7 protein-coding genes, 1 tRNA gene, 3 rRNA genes and 1 pseudogene are annotated in these 17,980 nt (G+C 41.9%); 7 read left to right on the forward strand and 5 right to left on the reverse strand.

Translation table 11 applies throughout. The features are described from left to right. Positions 1 to 44: 44 nt before the first annotated feature. The 6 genes and pseudogenes from FH971_RS00185 to FH971_RS00210 all read left to right on the forward strand — a co-directional run bounded on the left by FH971_RS00185 (position 45) and on the right by FH971_RS00210 (position 9,724). Positions 45 to 1,587: ribosomal RNA gene (locus tag FH971_RS00185) — 16S ribosomal RNA — on the forward strand. A gap of 382 nt (positions 1,588 to 1,969) precedes the next feature. Beyond that, positions 1,970 to 4,874, forward strand: a 23S ribosomal RNA gene (locus FH971_RS00190). A 147-nt stretch (positions 4,875 to 5,021) separates the two neighbouring features. Continuing rightward, a 5S ribosomal RNA gene (gene rrf / locus FH971_RS00195) occupies positions 5,022 to 5,137 on the forward strand. The 16S, 23S and 5S rRNA genes sit together here with 1 tRNA gene alongside, the layout of an rRNA operon. Before the next feature lie 105 nt (positions 5,138 to 5,242). Beyond that, positions 5,243 to 5,319 (forward strand) — tRNA-Asp (locus tag FH971_RS00200). A 128-nt stretch (positions 5,320 to 5,447) separates the two neighbouring features. After that, positions 5,448 to 6,475: pseudogene (locus FH971_RS00205) on the forward strand (IS630 family transposase). A 759-nt stretch (positions 6,476 to 7,234) separates the two neighbouring features. Next, entirely contained in the window at positions 7,235 to 9,724 is a 2,490-nt protein-coding gene (locus FH971_RS00210) for a bifunctional diguanylate cyclase/phosphodiesterase (protein WP_140232885.1), read from the forward strand. On the opposite strand, the gene FH971_RS00215 is transcribed toward FH971_RS00210, so the two are convergent. Both FH971_RS00215 and FH971_RS00220 read right to left on the reverse strand, forming a co-directional pair. Further along, entirely contained in the window at positions 9,690 to 10,664 is a 975-nt protein-coding gene (locus tag FH971_RS00215; protein ID WP_140232886.1) for an alpha/beta fold hydrolase, read from the reverse strand. The genes FH971_RS00210 and FH971_RS00215 overlap by 35 nt on opposite strands. 60 nt (positions 10,665 to 10,724) lie before the next feature. Then, positions 10,725 to 12,533 carry a DUF885 domain-containing protein gene (locus FH971_RS00220; protein WP_140232888.1) on the reverse strand — a complete coding sequence of 603 codons (1,809 nt, stop codon included), beginning with the start codon at positions 12,531 to 12,533 and terminating at the stop codon, positions 10,725 to 10,727. A gap of 214 nt (positions 12,534 to 12,747) precedes the next feature. On the opposite strand from FH971_RS00220, the gene add reads away from it, so the two are divergent. Continuing rightward, complete coding sequence (gene add / locus FH971_RS00225) at positions 12,748 to 13,749, forward strand: adenosine deaminase (protein ID WP_140232890.1); 1,002 nt, start codon at positions 12,748 to 12,750, stop codon at positions 13,747 to 13,749. Positions 13,750 to 13,819: 70 nt separating this feature from the next. Here add and hemN read toward each other — a convergent pair whose 3' ends face one another. The 3 genes from hemN to FH971_RS00240 all read right to left on the reverse strand — a co-directional run bounded on the left by hemN (position 13,820) and on the right by FH971_RS00240 (position 17,806). Beyond that, on the reverse strand, positions 13,820 to 15,196 hold the full coding sequence (gene hemN / locus FH971_RS00230) for an oxygen-independent coproporphyrinogen III oxidase (protein WP_140232892.1): 1,377 nt from the start codon (positions 15,194 to 15,196) through the stop codon (positions 13,820 to 13,822). Between the two features lie 217 nt (positions 15,197 to 15,413). Beyond that, complete coding sequence (locus FH971_RS00235; protein ID WP_137224030.1) at positions 15,414 to 16,163, reverse strand: NRDE family protein; 750 nt, start codon at positions 16,161 to 16,163, stop codon at positions 15,414 to 15,416. A gap of 62 nt (positions 16,164 to 16,225) precedes the next feature. Next, positions 16,226 to 17,806, reverse strand: a complete 1,581-nt coding sequence (locus FH971_RS00240) for a metal transporter (protein ID WP_140232894.1) — start codon at positions 17,804 to 17,806, stop codon at positions 16,226 to 16,228. Between the last annotated feature and the right edge of the window lie 174 nt (positions 17,807 to 17,980).

Genomic DNA, 17,980 nt, shown 5'->3' on the forward strand with positions numbered 1-17,980 from the left:
TTCATTGAGCCGAAATATTCCTAACAGAGTATTTCAAAAAACTTTAATTGAAGAGTTTGATCATGGCTCAGATTGAACGCTGGCGGCAGGCCTAACACATGCAAGTCGAGCGGTAACAGAAAGTAGCTTGCTACTTTGCTGACGAGCGGCGGACGGGTGAGTAATGCCTAGGGATCTGCCCAGTCGAGGGGGATAACAGTTGGAAACGACTGCTAATACCGCATACGCCCTACGGGGGAAAGGAGGGGACCTTCGGGCCTTTCGCGATTGGATGAACCTAGGTGGGATTAGCTAGTTGGTGAGGTAATGGCTCACCAAGGCGACGATCCCTAGCTGTTCTGAGAGGATGATCAGCCACACTGGGACTGAGACACGGCCCAGACTCCTACGGGAGGCAGCAGTGGGGAATATTGCACAATGGGGGAAACCCTGATGCAGCCATGCCGCGTGTGTGAAGAAGGCCTTCGGGTTGTAAAGCACTTTCAGTAGGGAGGAAAGGTAGCGTGTTAATAGCACGCTGCTGTGACGTTACCTACAGAAGAAGGACCGGCTAACTTCGTGCCAGCAGCCGCGGTAATACGAGGGGTCCGAGCGTTAATCGGAATTACTGGGCGTAAAGCGTACGCAGGCGGTTCATTAAGCTAGATGTGAAATCCCCGGGCTCAACCTGGGAATTGCATTTAGAACTGGTGAACTAGAGTCTTGTAGAGGGGGGTAGAATTTCAGGTGTAGCGGTGAAATGCGTAGAGATCTGAAGGAATACCGGTGGCGAAGGCGGCCCCCTGGACAAAGACTGACGCTCATGTACGAAAGCGTGGGGAGCAAACAGGATTAGATACCCTGGTAGTCCACGCCGTAAACGATGTCTACTCGGAGTTTGGTGACTTAGTCACTGGGCTCCCAAGCTAACGCATTAAGTAGACCGCCTGGGGAGTACGGCCGCAAGGTTAAAACTCAAATGAATTGACGGGGGCCCGCACAAGCGGTGGAGCATGTGGTTTAATTCGATGCAACGCGAAGAACCTTACCTACTCTTGACATCCACAGAAGCCGGAAGAGATTCTGGTGTGCCTTCGGGAACTGTGAGACAGGTGCTGCATGGCTGTCGTCAGCTCGTGTTGTGAAATGTTGGGTTAAGTCCCGCAACGAGCGCAACCCCTATCCTTATTTGCCAGCACGTAATGGTGGGAACTCTAGGGAGACTGCCGGTGATAAACCGGAGGAAGGTGGGGACGACGTCAAGTCATCATGGCCCTTACGAGTAGGGCTACACACGTGCTACAATGGCGTATACAGAGGGTTGCAAAGCCGCGAGGTGGAGCTAATCTCACAAAGTACGTCGTAGTCCGGATTGGAGTCTGCAACTCGACTCCATGAAGTCGGAATCGCTAGTAATCGTAGATCAGAATGCTACGGTGAATACGTTCCCGGGCCTTGTACACACCGCCCGTCACACCATGGGAGTGGGCTGCAAAAGAAGTGGGTAGTTTAACCTTCGGGAGAACGCTCACCACTTTGTGGTTCATGACTGGGGTGAAGTCGTAACAAGGTAGCCCTAGGGGAACCTGGGGCTGGATCACCTCCTTACCTATACGACTAACTCAATACCTAAAGTGCAGCAATGCATGTGAGTGTTCACACAGATTACTTGTTAACTTCTTCGGAAGGTAAGTAAAACACACCGCGAGCCGGTTAAGTGTTGTTCTTTAACAATTTGGAAAGCTGATAGTACTAACTAAAGGCGCATAGATGATAATTCGTTGTCGTTTGTGTGATTACGTTAGTGCGAAAAATAATACTGATGCGAAAGTATCAGTATCTTGAGTTCTCAAAACACTGTTTAAGTGTCTTGAATATTCTAAAAACTAAGGCGAGTCCACTTCCTACCCTGGAGGTGAGACAAGTAAAAACCAGCTAGTTGCGATATAACGCAGGTGGTTCACGAAAGTGAAACTCATTTGGGTTGTATGGTTAAGTGACTAAGCGTATACGGTGGATGCCTTGGCAGTCAGAGGCGATGAAGGACGTAATAACTTGCGAAAAGCGTTGGCGAGCTAGTAATAAGCATTTGAGCTAACGATATCCGAATGGGGAAACCCAGCAGCATAAGCTGTTATCACTACATGAATACATAGTGTAGTGAGGCAAACCCGGGGAACTGAAACATCTAAGTACCCGGAGGAAAAGAAATCAACCGAGATTCCCCTAGTAGCGGCGAGCGAACGGGGATTAGCCCTTAAGTCTATGGGGTGTTAGTGGAATGTGTTGGAAAGCACAGCGGCACAGGGTGATAGCCCCGTACATGAAAACTAACCATAGATGAAAACGAGTAAGGCGGGACACGTGACATCCTGTTTGAATATGGGGGGACCATCCTCCAAGGCTAAATACTCCTGACTGACCGATAGTGAACCAGTACCGTGAGGGAAAGGCGAAAAGAACCCCTGTGAGGGGAGTGAAATAGAACCTGAAACCGTGTACGTACAAGCAGTGGGAGCGGTTCTTGAGACCGTGACTGCGTACCTTTTGTATAATGGGTCAGCGACTTACGTTTTGTAGCGAGGTTAAGCGAATAGCGGAGCCGTAGGGAAACCGAGTGTTAACTGCGCGTTTAGTTGCAAGGCGTAGACCCGAAACCGAGTGATCTAGCCATGGGCAGGTTGAAGGTTGAGTAACATCAACTGGAGGACCGAACCGACTTATGTTGAAAAATGAGCGGATGACTTGTGGCTGGGGGTGAAAGGCCAATCAAACTCGGAGATATCTGGTTCTCCTCGAAAGCTATTTAGGTAGCGCCTCGAGCGAATACCATTGGGGGTAGAGCACTGTTAAGGCTAGGGGGTCATCCCGACTTACCAACCCTTTGCAAACTCCGAATACCAATGAGTACTACTCGGGAGACAGACAGCGGGTGCTAACGTCCGTTGTCAAAAGGGAAACAACCCAGACCGTCAGCTAAGGTCCCAAAGTGTATGTTAAGTGGGAAACGATGTGGGAAGGCTTAGACAGCTAGGATGTTGGCTTAGAAGCAGCCATCATTTAAAGAAAGCGTAATAGCTCACTAGTCGAGTCGGCCTGCGCGGAAGATTTAACGGGGCTAAACATACCACCGAAGCTACGGGTGCATGCCATTAGGTGTGCGCGGTAGAGGAGCGTTCTGTAAGCGGTTGAAGGTGAAGGGGTAACCCACACTGGACGTATCAGAAGTGCGAATGCTGACATGAGTAACGATAAAGGGAGTGAAAAACTCCCTCGCCGAAAGACCAAGGGTTCCTGTCCAACGTTAATCGGGGCAGGGTGAGTCGACCCCTAAGGTGAGGCCGAAAGGCGTAATCGATGGGAAACAGATTAATATTTCTGTACTTTTGCTAACTGCGATGGAGAGACGGAGAAGGCTAGGCTAGCGCGGCGTTGGTAGTCCGCGTTTAAGGTAGTAGGCTGTATTCTTAGGCAAATCCGGGAATACGTACTTAAATGTACAGGTTGAGAGCTGATGACGAGTCACTAAGGTGATGAAGTAGTTGATGCCATGCTTCCAGGAAAATCTTCTAAGCTTCAGGTTAGTAGAAATCGTACCCCAAACCGACACAGGTGGTCGGGTAGAGAATACCAAGGCGCTTGAGAGAACTCGGCTGAAGGAACTAGGCAAAATGGTACCGTAACTTCGGGAGAAGGTACGCTGCTGTCGGTGATGGGACTTGCTCCCTAAGCTGACGGCAGTCGCAGATACCAGGTGGCTGCAACTGTTTATCAAAAACACAGTACTGTGCAAAATCGCAAGATGACGTATACGGTATGACGCCTGCCCGGTGCCGGAAGGTTAATTGATTGGGTTATCTTCGGAGAAGCTCATGATCGAAGCCCCGGTAAACGGCGGCCGTAACTATAACGGTCCTAAGGTAGCGAAATTCCTTGTCGGGTAAGTTCCGACCTGCACGAATGGCGTAATGATGGCCACGCTGTCTCCAGCCGAGACTCAGTGAAGTTGAAATTGCGGTGAAGATGCCGTATACCCGCGGCTAGACGGAAAGACCCCGTGAACCTTTACTATAGCTTGGCACTGAACATTGAACCTACATGTGTAGGATAGGTGGGAGACTTTGAAGCTTGGACGCTAGTCTGAGTGGAGTCAATCTTGAAATACCACCCTTGTAGTTTTGATGTTCTAACCGCGGCCCCTTATCGGGGTTCGGGACAGTGCCTGGTGGGTAGTTTGACTGGGGCGGTCTCCTCCCAAAGAGTAACGGAGGAGCACGAAGGTTGGCTAAGTACGGTCGGACATCGTACGGTTAGTGCAATGGCATAAGCCAGCTTAACTGCGAGACATACACGTCGAGCAGGTACGAAAGTAGGTCATAGTGATCCGGTGGTTCTGAATGGAAGGGCCATCGCTCAACGGATAAAAGGTACTCCGGGGATAACAGGCTGATACCGCCCAAGAGTTCATATCGACGGCGGTGTTTGGCACCTCGATGTCGGCTCATCACATCCTGGGGCTGAAGTCGGTCCCAAGGGTATGGCTGTTCGCCATTTAAAGTGGTACGCGAGCTGGGTTCAGAACGTCGTGAGACAGTTCGGTCCCTATCTGCCGTGGGCGTTGGATGATTGAAGGAAGCTGCTCCTAGTACGAGAGGACCGGAGTGGACGAACCGCTGGTGTTCGGGTTGTTATGCCAATAGCATTGCCCGGTAGCTACGTTCGGAATCGATAACCGCTGAAAGCATCTAAGCGGGAAGCGAGTCCTAAGATGAGTCATCCCTAGAGCTTTAAGCTCTCTAAAGGGCCGTAGGAGACTACTACGTTGATAGGCAAGGTGTGTAAGCGTTGTGAGGCGTTGAGCTAACTTGTACTAATGACCCGTGAGGCTTAACCATACAACCCAGATGGGTTTTACTGACCTTAGTGTTAGAATAGAGCGCTTAAGCAGTGCGAGACTTCAAGTAAGCTTTAATAAAGCATAATCAGCTTTCCGAATTATTATTTAATGCATAAAGAATAGTGCGTTAGATAAGCAAAATTTGTCTGGAAACCATAGAGCTGTGGCACCACCTGATCCCATTCCGAACTCAGAAGTGAAACACAGTATCGCCGATGGTAGTGTGGGGTCTCCCCATGTGAGAGTAGGTCATTTCCAGGCGCCTAATAACTCGAAAGAGTAGCTTCAATATGAAGCGAGTCTCCTAGCCATGACACGTTAGCGACTTAAAAAGTATTTAGCATCGTGCGTAAGCAATTTGCTAAAGGAGCGGTAGTTCAGTTGGTTAGAATACCGGCCTGTCACGCCGGGGGTCGCGGGTTCGAGTCCCGTCCGCTCCGCCAATTACATCGAAGCCTCGTCATTAGACGAGGCTTTTTTGTATCTGCAATAAACAAGATAACAGCTTAGCTTATACCATTTACATTAAATATGTGATCTAATTGGTCATCATTTCCTTATTTCAGTATCGATGAATAATCTCAATCTTGCAGCATTAGTTAAATCTGAGAAAAGCGCACGTAAACGTATGCGTTATCTCGCCTTACTTCATTTTACCGAAGGTCATTCTCGTACTGCTATAGCCAACATGTTGAAGGTCAGTAGAACCAGTGTAAATGCTTGGGTTACTCATTATTTAACTCATGGCATTAGCGGCCTAGATGATAAACATAATCCAGGTAGACCCGCTCAATTATCGGCGAAACAACTGGTAAATCTGAAAGAATTTGTACAACGTCAAAGCTTGTCTGAGAGTGGCGGAAGATTGATGGCAAGAGATGTCAGTCTTTTTTATTCAGTCTGAATTTGGCGTGACCTTTAAACAGGCAAATATCTACAGATTACTGCATCAATTAGGATTGTCATGGATAACGACCCGTTCTCGTCACCCAAAACAGTCTCAAGATATTCAGGACGCTTTTAAAAAATTTCCAGCTGTCAACGATCCTTAACACCCCTGGTCATGTAGCGTTAGATCGCATTGATGTTTGGTTTCAAGATGAAGCCAGATTTGGTCAGCAAAATACCACGACCCGCATTTGGGCGACGAAAGGAACCCGACCACGAGCGTTAAGGCAACAACAGTTCGAATCAGCGTATTTATATGGCGCGGTGTGTCCGGTAACGGGCGCGACAGAGGCTATTTTTGCCCCGCATGCCAACAGTGAATATATGTGGGAGCATTTAAAATTAATTTCAGAGGCTACCGAATCGGGTCGCCATGCTTTGGTCATCATGGATGGCGCAGGTTGGCATCAACAAGATCTGACTGAGGACTTTGATAACCTTAGTATCCTTAAGCTTCCGCCCTATTCGCCAGAACTCAACCCTATAGAACAAGTGTGGCAATGGCTTCGTCAGAATGAACTCGCCAATCGTTGCTTTAGTGGATATGACGATATTGTTGAGCAGTGTTCCATTGCATGGAATCGATTTATTGCAGAGCCGGAAAGGGTGATTCAACTATGTTCTAGACGGTGGACAAAACTGACCAATTAATTAATGTAAATGGTATAAATTATAGTGGTCTGCCTTGTACATCAAGGTTTTATATTTATCTGATATGCGCCGTTCACTGAAAGTTTCTGCAATCATGCGAGGGTGTTTGGTTATCAAAATTTGAATTAGTTAATAATACCAATTACCTTTGTTACCTAATACACATAAAAATGGTAACAAATGACGCAACAAATCAGTTATAAATAATCATTCCAGTCATACTATTTACACTATCAATGTCTGTTAATTATTAAGTACAATTGTGGGGGGGCTATCATTAGAAATCGCTTTGATAGATCAACAAAATATAATTATTGACCATTACTCCATTACTTCATTACTCTCAATAAATAAGTAATATTTAAGAGGAAGTGTTTTAGTCAATCGATGAATTGCAGCATTTTAAAAATTGCCAAATATGGTTAATTGTCTGATTATGTTTAAGAGAAATCATCTACAATTATCTTTCATGCGTATGGGATAAGTGAAATTGGACAATTATTAGTGCTATTTATATCACGTAAATATAGCGATCAACGCTTGAATCAGCCATATAGTATATGTAAATAAAATTACACTCCTAAGCTAAACAAGGTAAAGTAGTCTTATCACATTTTGAAATGCTTAGATTATTTTATCGCTATTCATAAATACTATATTTTGATGTTCTTTATGCTATTAGCTTTCATAACTATTCCTTTACTTATTGATAAGATTACAGTTAGCATATCTTTGTATATTTAATTTGGTGGGTTTATTTTGCCTCGTTTGCCAACACTCTCTTTGTCTATTCTCGTACCTGTATCTATCTTTATCCTTTACCTTGGTTTGGTATGTGGGGAGTATGTCTATGAGCATGCAGAAATCAATGAACAACTTGCATCCAGACAGTCAGAACAAATCCAGAAAGACTTGTTCAGAATGCGTCATGTAGTTGAATCATCGATGTTAACTCAAGATTATGAACGACTTGAACAGGAAGTAGCTTTAGTTTCAACAGACCAAAATATGATGGTGTACGTCATACTTGATGCCGAAAGTAAAATTCGCTTCGCGAATCATATTATTTGGCGCGAAAGTAATGCGACGAATGTGTTGGAAGGCTATTCTGCCAGTTTGCATAGAAGTGTCATTACCAGTAATAAACTCTATCTAAAAGTAAACTTCGACCGTTTATCCATCCAAGTTTATTATCCACTAAATTCAAACTCAAATTCAAATTATAGTTACTCTAACTCAGTTGAGCTTATTTATTTAGAGTATGACATTGCAAATACCTTAGCTGAAGCCGTTGACAGTCTCTTAAAGCGTTTCATGGAAGTATGGGGGATTGGTGCTTTATTATTGTCGCTATTTTGTGTCATGTTGCATTACTTGCTTATTAGGCCAATAACACAATTAAGCTTAGCTGCAAAAAATATAGACTCACCAGATTTTAATACCGATATTATATGCTCTTCCACCGAATTGATTAACCTACGTGATTATCTTAATCAGGTAAACGGGCGTTTATGTCGAAGCAAAAAACGTCTAAATGATGCTGAACAACGGTGGCTTTTTGCTGTTGAAGGTGCTCGTAATGGTATTTGGGATTGGTGTATTGCTACTGGAGATGTGTTTGTTTCTGACCGCTGGAAAGACATATTAGGCTATAAACCCTATGAGCTCGATAATGATTATTCTGTGTGGGAATCACGTTTACATCGTGATGATAAGGCGCAAGTTTTAAATACTTTACAAAATTACATTAATAATCAACATGAATATTATGAAAGCGTTCACCGTTTGCGGCATAAAGATGGGCGTTATATTTGGATCTTAGATCGTGGCAAAATAGTTGAGTGGGATGAGTCTGGTCAACCATTACGGATTATTGGGACAATAACAGACGTTTCTGGCGATGTTAAAAATCAACATATAACAAATGAAAAACAAAATAATAACGGGCTTACAGATTTAATTAACCGCGAAGTCCTTGCTGATGAGCTATATGACTTACAAGTATTTAGTCGTAAGACAGGCCAGTTTTCAGCACTGTTAATGATTAATTTAGATAACTTGAAGTTAATTAATGATGCCTTGGGTCGTCAATTAGGTGATCGGCTGCTAATGCAAATCGCTGCCAGACTTTCTGGGACATTCTCGAGTGCCGGTCTTGTCGCTAGGTTGGGTGCAGATGAATTTGTAATCTTAGCAAAGAACTTTGGTCATGATATTGATCAAGCCAATAAACGAGCGTTAGCATTGGCGAGTGAAGTGAGGCAATTAATTGGTCGTAGTTTTACTATTTCAGATCAACACTTGTCAATATCAGCGAGAATTGGCCTAGTGATTTTTGATGGCATAGAGTCATTAGAACCTCAAATATTGTTAGCTCGTGTTGATAGTGCTTTAGAGCAAGCTAAAGATAGCCGATCTAATGGTTGCGCCATTTACCAAGCCGAATTAGATAAGGATCAAATTCAACCATTTAAGTTACAAAATGAGTTAAAACTAGCTATTGATAACCGCCAGATGTCATTGATGTATCAACCCGTTGTTGATCAGGCTGGACAACTAAACAGCGTAGAAGTATTAATGCGTTGGTATCATCCGCAACATGGGTATATTAGTCCTCGCAAGTTTATTGCAGCCGCGGAACTGTCTGACTGTATTTTTGAATTAGAACTTTGGGCACTGGATCAGGTTTGTGATTTGATTAAACAACTTCAGCAACAAAATGAAATAGTCCCACTGATGTCATTAAATGTATCTTCGCGCCATTTTCACCAAGAACATTATGCAAATGTAATTATTAATCGAATTAATAAAGCACAAATATCACCTAAATTATTTCAATTTGAATTAGCTGAAGATGTATTTGTTGTGAACGCTAAGGTAGCAACAAGCAAAATTGCTGAATTACAACGATATGGGGTCAATATCGCGATGGATAATTTTGGTGGTGGGTCTTGTGCCGTACATCTATTACAAGGTGTTGGCTTTTCGCAGGTGAAGTTAGCCGCTGTCTATCTGGAAGATATTGAGTTTAATCCGGAAATCTTTAATATTGCGACGGCCGTTGTTGAGTTTGCTACTAACTTAAATTTTCCTGTCGTCGCGAAACAAGTTGAAAATAAACAACAGCTCAATTTACTGACTCATGCTAAGTGTACTTGGTTCCAAGGTTATATTATTAGCCGACCATTAAATCAAGACGATATTATACAATTAATTAAAACGCAGTTATCGTTGAGTGTTGTGCGATAAAATCAATGGTGTAAGACAGTGCTAGATTACGCATCGTATCACTTTCGATAAACACTTCGTGAGATGCTCCTTCAATGACCACTTTATGGCAATTGATACTCAATGCTTGGTTTTGTGCCTCATTAGAAACGATACTGTCTTTTTCAGCTTGTAAGATGAGTATCGGCGTTTCACTGTATTTAGCATAGTTGATACTTTTCTCAGCAGCAGACATTGCTTCAAGTAACCAATGATTGGTCGGAGATCCTAATTGCACCGCAGGTGTTCTGTCGAATAAGTCTCGATAATGTAGGTAACGCTGTTGACTGTGAGTGAGCCGATTGCTCCTAAAGCTATCTGGTTTATATTGCGTTCCACCTAACACAAACCTGCTGTGAATTTTACCTGCTTCAAGACGATTATGATCTAATTTTTGAGCTAACCAACGTATCACTGATTGTGCGATAGGCAGTTTTATACCAAACATTGGGGCAGAAAAAACCGCAGCAGTAAATGTGTGAGGGTATTGATTAAGATAATCACTGGCGATGGCACAGCCCATAGAGTGGGCAATTAGACATAACTCATCATGTTGCTGTTGAAATACTATTTGATTAATAAATTGAGTAAAATCTGCAGTGTAATCAGTAAACTTATCAACATAACCCTGATGTGGGTTATGCGTTAGCCTGTCGGATAAGCCCTGACCTCGGTGATCTAAAGCGTAAACACTAAATCCTTGTTGGTATAAATCAAACATCAATTCTTGATACTTGATATAGGATTCTACCCTGCCATTACTAATCACTATGGCGCGTTGATTATTTGGATGTTGGATCATCGCATAGGCAATATTGATACCGTCATAGGCACAAAAACTCGATTGCTGTACTTGTTGCCAAAAACATTGCTGTTCAATAGTCTCAAGCTTTAATTCTGATGAAAATTTCATGAAATGCATTCTTGTATGCCAAATAGTTAAAATCTTAAAATTATTTATGCTTAAGTATGAATCGAACTACTATACGTTACTCTCGTCTTTTATCATTTTTTGCTGAAGAATAATAAACTCATCAACCATTTGCTCTAGTACTGACATCGGAATTGATCCATTTTCTAAAATAGCATCATGGAATTGTCTTATATCGAAATCTTTTCCAAGCGACGTTTCTGCTTTAGCGCGTAAGCGTTTTATGGTTAATTCACCAATTTTGTATGATAGCGCTTGGCCTGGCCATGAAATATAACGGTCTATTTCAGTTGTGACGTTGTGCATTGAAAGTGCCGTATTATTGGCCATAAAGTCGATTGCTTGTTGGCGACTCCAACCTTTAGCATGCATTCCAGTGTCGACGACTAAGCGTGCCGCACGCCACATTTCATAAGTTAATCGACCAAAGTTACTATATGGGTCTTTATAAAATCCAGCTTCCAAACCTAAATATTCAGAATATAAACCCCAACCTTCACCAAATGCAGATATATAACTGTAACGTCGAAAATTGGGTAAGTTTATAAGTTCTTTATTAAGTGATATTTGTAAATGATGCCCAGGAACGGCTTCATGCAAGGTCAGTGCTTCAAGTTCGTAGAGCGGTCGTTTGTCCAAAGCATAGGTATTAACCCAATAATAGCCGGGTTCATCGTCGCGGTTTGAACCTGAATAGCGTCCAGTAGTATATTTAGGTGCTATTTCTGCTGGAACAGGCGCAATGCCATAAGGTGTTCGTGGTAATTTTCCGAAATACTTAGGCAAGATTGCATCGGCTTTTTTTGCAATAAATGCTGCTTCTTTTAGTAATTCATCGGCTGTTTTGGGATAGAACTGCGGGTCAGTGCGTAAAAAACTTAAAAAATCGGCAAAACTACCTTTAAAATTAACTTCTTTAATAACTTGTTCCATCTCAGTTTTTATACGAGCAACTTCTTGTAAACCTAGTTGATGGACTTCTTCAGCTGTCATTGACAGTGTGGTGTAATATTCCACTCTGTTTTGATAAAACTCAGAGCCATTGGGTAAAGATGATGCTGCAATCTGGATACGTGCGTTTGGGATGTATTCTTGAGTCATGAAATCATAAAACTGTAGATACAGAGGTAATACGGTTTGCTCTATTGTAGATCGACCTTGTTGGGTTAATGCTTTTTTTTCTGCTGCAGTAAAATAATCTGGATAGTGGGTAAATGGAGTAAAGTAGCCGCTGTCTTCTATCGGGACAATAAAAGCACTAATACTGTCTTCAAAACCTCTTAAAGTGATTTTTGCTGGCGTTATCCCACTGGCTAAACCTTGTTTGAGCCAATAAGTTTGTTGGGAAAAATAACGTGGTAATTGCTCTAGCTTAGCTAAATATTGTTGATAATCTTCAACACTATTAAAACGGCCTTTGGCAATAGCAGCTATGTAGGCATGAAAACCACTTTCTGCCGTTATAGGTAAATAGTGATCATGAAAACGATACATATCAACTTTATTTTGCAGCTGATCTTGCAGTATTTTGGCATTGATGACATCAGATTTTGACAAGTACTTTCGGTCAAGCCGTTTGAGCTTATTAAGGATAGCAAGAGTCTGTTTATTTTTTTGCGCTAAAGTTTCAACTGATAAATCATCAAGTTTCCCTGCCGCTGAGGTATCGCCTAAACTGGCCGCTAGCTCTGGTGAGTAAGCTAAATTGACAGCCCAGCTTTGGTCTATAATAGCTTGTAAATTACTGTCTATTTGCGTTTGTTGACGTGTGATTGGCCTATCAATCTGAGTTGTACTTATATGACTATTACAAGCAGGTAAACTTAACATTATCAGTGTAGGTAGGATCAGCAAGCGCATCGATAGTCCTTTATAACTTTATCTGTTTTGTCAGCATTAGAGTATGCCCGATTTAAGTACAAAAAACACATCACAAATTAGCATGTGTTTTTAGTGTGTTAGATCCCATAAAAATATAGGTCATCAAAATTTATTTAAATACATGTTAAACTGACATTTATTCTCTGACCAACAAAACCATACAAATGGCAGGGTAAGTTTATAGGGGTTAATTATGATAGATCCAACTATTCCGCTGGTTGATTTACATCGGCATTTAGACGGTAATGTTAATGTAAAAACTATTTGGGAATTAGGCCATCAACATGGCATTAAATTACCTGCTAATTCTTTAGAAGAGCTTGCACCATTTGTGCAGATCCAAGGTAAAGAAAATAGCCTAGTGGATTTTTTAAAGAAACTGGATTGGATGGTTGCTGTATTAGCCGATCTTGACGCAGTGAAGCGTGTAGCTTATGAAAATGTTATCGATGCTGCAGCACAAGGATTAGATTACGCTGAATTACGCTTTAGTCCTTATTATATGGCGATGAATCATAATTTACCCATTGAAGGTGTTGTTGAAGCTGTTATTGACGGTGTCCGTGCTGGAGTGAAAGAGTATGATATTAAGATTAATCTTATTGGTATTATGTCGCGATCATTTGGGCAAGAAAAATGTCGTTTAGAACTTGAAGGTATTTTGGCTCATCGTGACTGTATCGTCGCGATGGACTTAGCTGGTGATGAACTTGGGTTTCCTGGCGATTTGTTTTCCGAACATTTTAAACGTGTTCGAGATGCTGGGCTACAAGTCACCGCTCATGCCGGTGAAGCTGCTGGTGCCGAAAGCATGTGGCAAGCCATCAACGTATTAGGTGCAACGCGAATAGGTCATGGTGTTAATGCTATTCATGATCCTAAGTTAATGGAATACCTTGCTCAACATCGAATTGGTATTGAGTCATGCCCAACCAGTAATTTACACACCTCAACAGTTAAAGATTATACAGTGCATCCTCTGCGTAAATTTATGGATGCTGGTGTATTAATTGGCTTAAATACTGATGATCCAGGTGTAAGTGCGATTGATATCGCCCATGAATATCGAGTAGTGAAAAACGAAATGGGTTTTAGCGATGTTCAATTGGCAACATTACAACGTAATGGTGTTGAAATGGCCTTTATGTCAGACAGTGACCGTAAGAGCCTATATGCTAAAAAGCTCAATAAATAGCATGTCTTAGTTAAAAAAATAGCCAGCAAATGCTGGCTATTTTTTTATGTAGTGCTCAATAACTAGTGGACTAGATCACTCTTGAAAACTGTTGCTGACGGGCTTTTTGACGATAATAGACATCAAAGCACATACAGATATTACGAATTAGTAGACGACCGGTCGTGCTAACGGTTAGCTTGCGATCGGTGATATCAACTAATTTATCATTAATGAATGTCTGTAACAGTTTGAGATCTTCAACAAAATATTCATCAAAGTTAATCGCAAACTTCTGCTCTATTTTGTTCATGTCTAAATCAAAATGGCAGATAATCTGTTTAATTACCGCACGACGAATTTCATCATCTTGATTTAAGCTACAACCTTTCCATAGTGCATGTCCATTGGCATCAATAGACTCATAGTAAGGACGAATATCTTTTTGATTTTGAGCATAACAATCGCCAATTTGGCTGATTGAAGATACCCCTAACCCCAGTAAATCACACTCTTCTTGAGTCGTATAACCTTGGAAATTTCGGTGTAGTTTACCGGCATTTTGTAACTTGGCTAATTCGTCATTAGGTTTAGCAAAGTGGTCCATACCAATAAATTGATAGCCCGCACCTGTTAACGATTCAATCGTTTGGCGCAGCATATCTAATTTCTGTTGTGGAGCAGGCATATCATGTTCTTTAATTTTACGCTGTGCAGCAAAACGTGATGGTAAATGTGCATAGTTAAATACAGACAAGCGATCTGGCGACAGTTCAATAATGCGCGCAATCGTTTTAGCAAAGGTTTCTGGCGTCTGTAGTGGTAAACCGTAAATTAAATCAACGTTAGTCGACACGAAACCTAGCTCTTTTGCTCGAGCAATTAAGTCGAAAATAAACTGTTCGTCTTGTTCGCGATTAACGGCAATTTGTACTTCTTTATTGAAGTCTTGAACACCTATAGATACTCGGTTAAACCCAGCTTCTTTTAAGGTGTCCAACATACTTAACTCGATTTCTCGAGGGTCAACTTCAATTGAGTATTCACCCACCTCGGCAAAATTAAAATGCTCTTTAATCAGAGTGGTTAATTTAAGAATTTGTTCTGGACTTAAAAAAGTGGGTGTTCCTCCGCCCCAATGCATTTGGGTTACGGTGTAATTTTTGAATAATGGGGCTCGTTTAATAATTTCAGTGGCCAGATACTCAATATATTGATCAGCTTTATGTGAGTGGCGAGTAATTATTTTATTACAGCCACAGTAGTAGCAAAGCTTGGCGCAAAAAGGGATATGTACATATAACGATAGTTTATCGGATTTACTATTTTTAATTGATGTCAGTAAATCTTGTTCAGTAAAAGCATCGTCAAATTCTAATGCAGTCGGGTAAGAAGTATAACGGGGACCGCTGTAATTGTATTTTTCGATCATCGACTGATCCCAACTAATCTGAGTGGGCTGCTTCAAGGCGTGTCCTCCAGGGGGTAAATTAGCAACAACCGAAGTATGCTATGTTCATAACCAAATAACCTTGATCTAGGTTGTAAAAATGAATGTTGCCTACAGGAATAAATACACTTTAGCTGTGTCTTATATGAGATATTACTGGGAATGAGGTGTAAGTCACAGTTTGCTATATGTTGTATGAAAGTCTTCAGTAAGTCACACTGTCAAAGCGAATGAATTAATTAATCGTAAATTGTTGCATACCTAAATTACGTGCCTTGCCATCGTATCTCACTTCAGTAAATTGCACCTTACCACTTCGATGCTTCAATACTATGCTGGTTGAGCGGGTGCCGTATTCTTCATGTTGAATAAAAATAGAGGATAGACGTCGTTCCCATTCAAGGCTAATGCCTGTTTGGGGTAAATCTTGATCTTTTGGCTGAGAGGTATCACGCATGATATCAAGTAGTCGGTCTATGCAAGGTGATTGCATCTGTTTGATATAGTTTTGCAGCTGTTGCTGGCCTTTAGCCATTTTAGGCCATATATCATCTAAGGCGCCATTGCTTACGGCATGAAAACCAGGCTTAAGCTGGGTAGTCGTTGATGTTTTACTGTTAAAGCAAAACAATTGATTGTGTTGTTCAAAGACCAAATTAAATGGATTGTAATTTACCGAGTGTTCAATTAACCATTGGCTATTGGTCTGGTGTTTAGTGAGTGCATCGACGACTAATTCGCCACGACTGCGCACACCCTCTTGCTGTTCAGTTACCCGGATGTTAGTTAGTCCTGCAAACTGGCCTTGTTCATTCATGCCTAACCAAGTGCCGCCTGCTTGTTTGTCTTGTCCGGCATAAATAGGCGGAGTTGTTGTCCAACGATAAGCTGGGGCAGTTGCTCTATGGTGAAATTCATCGCGGTTAGCGCAAACGATTAAGGGGTAATCTGGGTGTGCCTCAACGGCAATAAATAAAATACACATTGTTCTTTCCCCTTCAATATAGCGACTTAACCAACCAGCATCACAAATCAATAGCTCACCAATTAGTGATGATGTTTATGTGCAGAATCGTGGTGATGTGAAGTCTTTGTCTCTGAATCTTGGGTGTGATCATGAGTATGCTGCGTTGATTTTAAGTTGACCATTAAACGGCTTAAAAACTTCCTAGGTCCAAGACGCAATAAACTGGCTCCAAATAATAAGGTTATCGCCACTAAGCCAACGATATTGACCGATTCGGGCAGTTGCAATGTCAATGATGAGACCAGTGTTAATTGATCTGCCACCATTAAGCCTACGAATAAAATACCGCCTAACATGAGCCCTTGTTTCCAATTCATTAATTTCAATTGGCCAATATTAAGTACTGGAGCGGCTAGTAAGGTAAAGGCCACAGCTATCTGACTCCAACCACTATAAGCCAAAGCAAGGGCTAAAATTACAGTGCCTAGATTACAAAAACGCATTGGCAAAAATACTAATAATAAGATAAATACCTGTAATGCCGGATTTTCTAATGGAACGGATGGATGACCTATAAGGTTTGCTAATACTAAGCTAAGAATAATCCACGGCGCACTACGGTCGATTAATTGGTTAAAGCCAAAACGCCATGGTGATTCAGATACCGTTGGTTGCGGATCAGTCAGATTGACTTGAGTCAATGTCATTAATAACCCTATGGCTAATAAGCCGATTATTTGATAAAGCGCAAACCAAGGCCCTAGCAGTAATAAGGTGATTAACAATGCTTCTGGACCCGCTAAACGTTGTAGCCAACGCAGTCCCAAGGAAGCATTAGCAGGTCTAAGCCCGAATGCAAACCTAGCGGTAGCAATAAAATAGCTACCTAATAAGATGGGGGAAATGGTTAATAACCAGCTGACGAATTGTTCAGAACCATGTTCTGGATGAGCATGTTCGTGACCGCCAGTTTCCATTAATAATAGCAGTGCCAATAATCCTAAGCCTAATAGGCTGCCAATCCCTGCTTGGTATTGATATTTACCTTGCTTATCTTCTTGGGGATGAACATGAGGCTGATGTAGTACTACATGCAAAATAGAACCCGTTACGAAGGCTTGTAAATAAACGGTGTTTTCAAGGCTTAACTGAGCCAGTAAATGTTCGCCAGCAAAGTAACCTATGCTCGTTAATATCATCATTGCAGCGAGTACAGCACTGGTCCATCGGGTACCAATTTGAGGTTTGAGTAACCACCAAATAGCAACACCAACTGGTAAACGATGCATAATCACACCTAAGGCAAGGAGTGTAGAATTACCATCTTGTTGAGCCAATACCATTGCTCCACCATCTGTAATAGTGTGCAGTAACAGACCGCCAGTGCCTAATATGAGCGTAATGTTGTGGGTGATATCTGAATATTGATGAAATAGCTTTTCGCTGGCTGTTGGACCCCAAACGCCAAGCATGACAAACAATAGCGTTATAAATCCGCCATGTTCCAGTAGTTCTGGCAAAATATGAATGAGCACCAATCCGCCAAGAGAGACGAAAATAAATCCATCCAAGCCTTTTTGCAACCCGCTACCTGATGAAAAGAAGCGGTAAAAAATTGGCCCAAACAGTAATGCAATACAGCTAGAGATTAGATAGAGCATATTATCCAGAAAATAAATCGGAAAAAACAACGTAGTATAACAATTTTTATTCAACATTGTAGCGTGAGAACATATCAAGCTACATAATTTACTTAGCATTAGGTGGTAAATATAACGTAGACATTGAAACGGGGTTCAGATTTTTGAGATTATCGACGAGGCAATTGTTTTATC

This window comes from Shewanella polaris (assembly GCF_006385555.1).
Lineage (GTDB): Bacteria > Pseudomonadota > Gammaproteobacteria > Enterobacterales > Shewanellaceae > Shewanella > Shewanella polaris.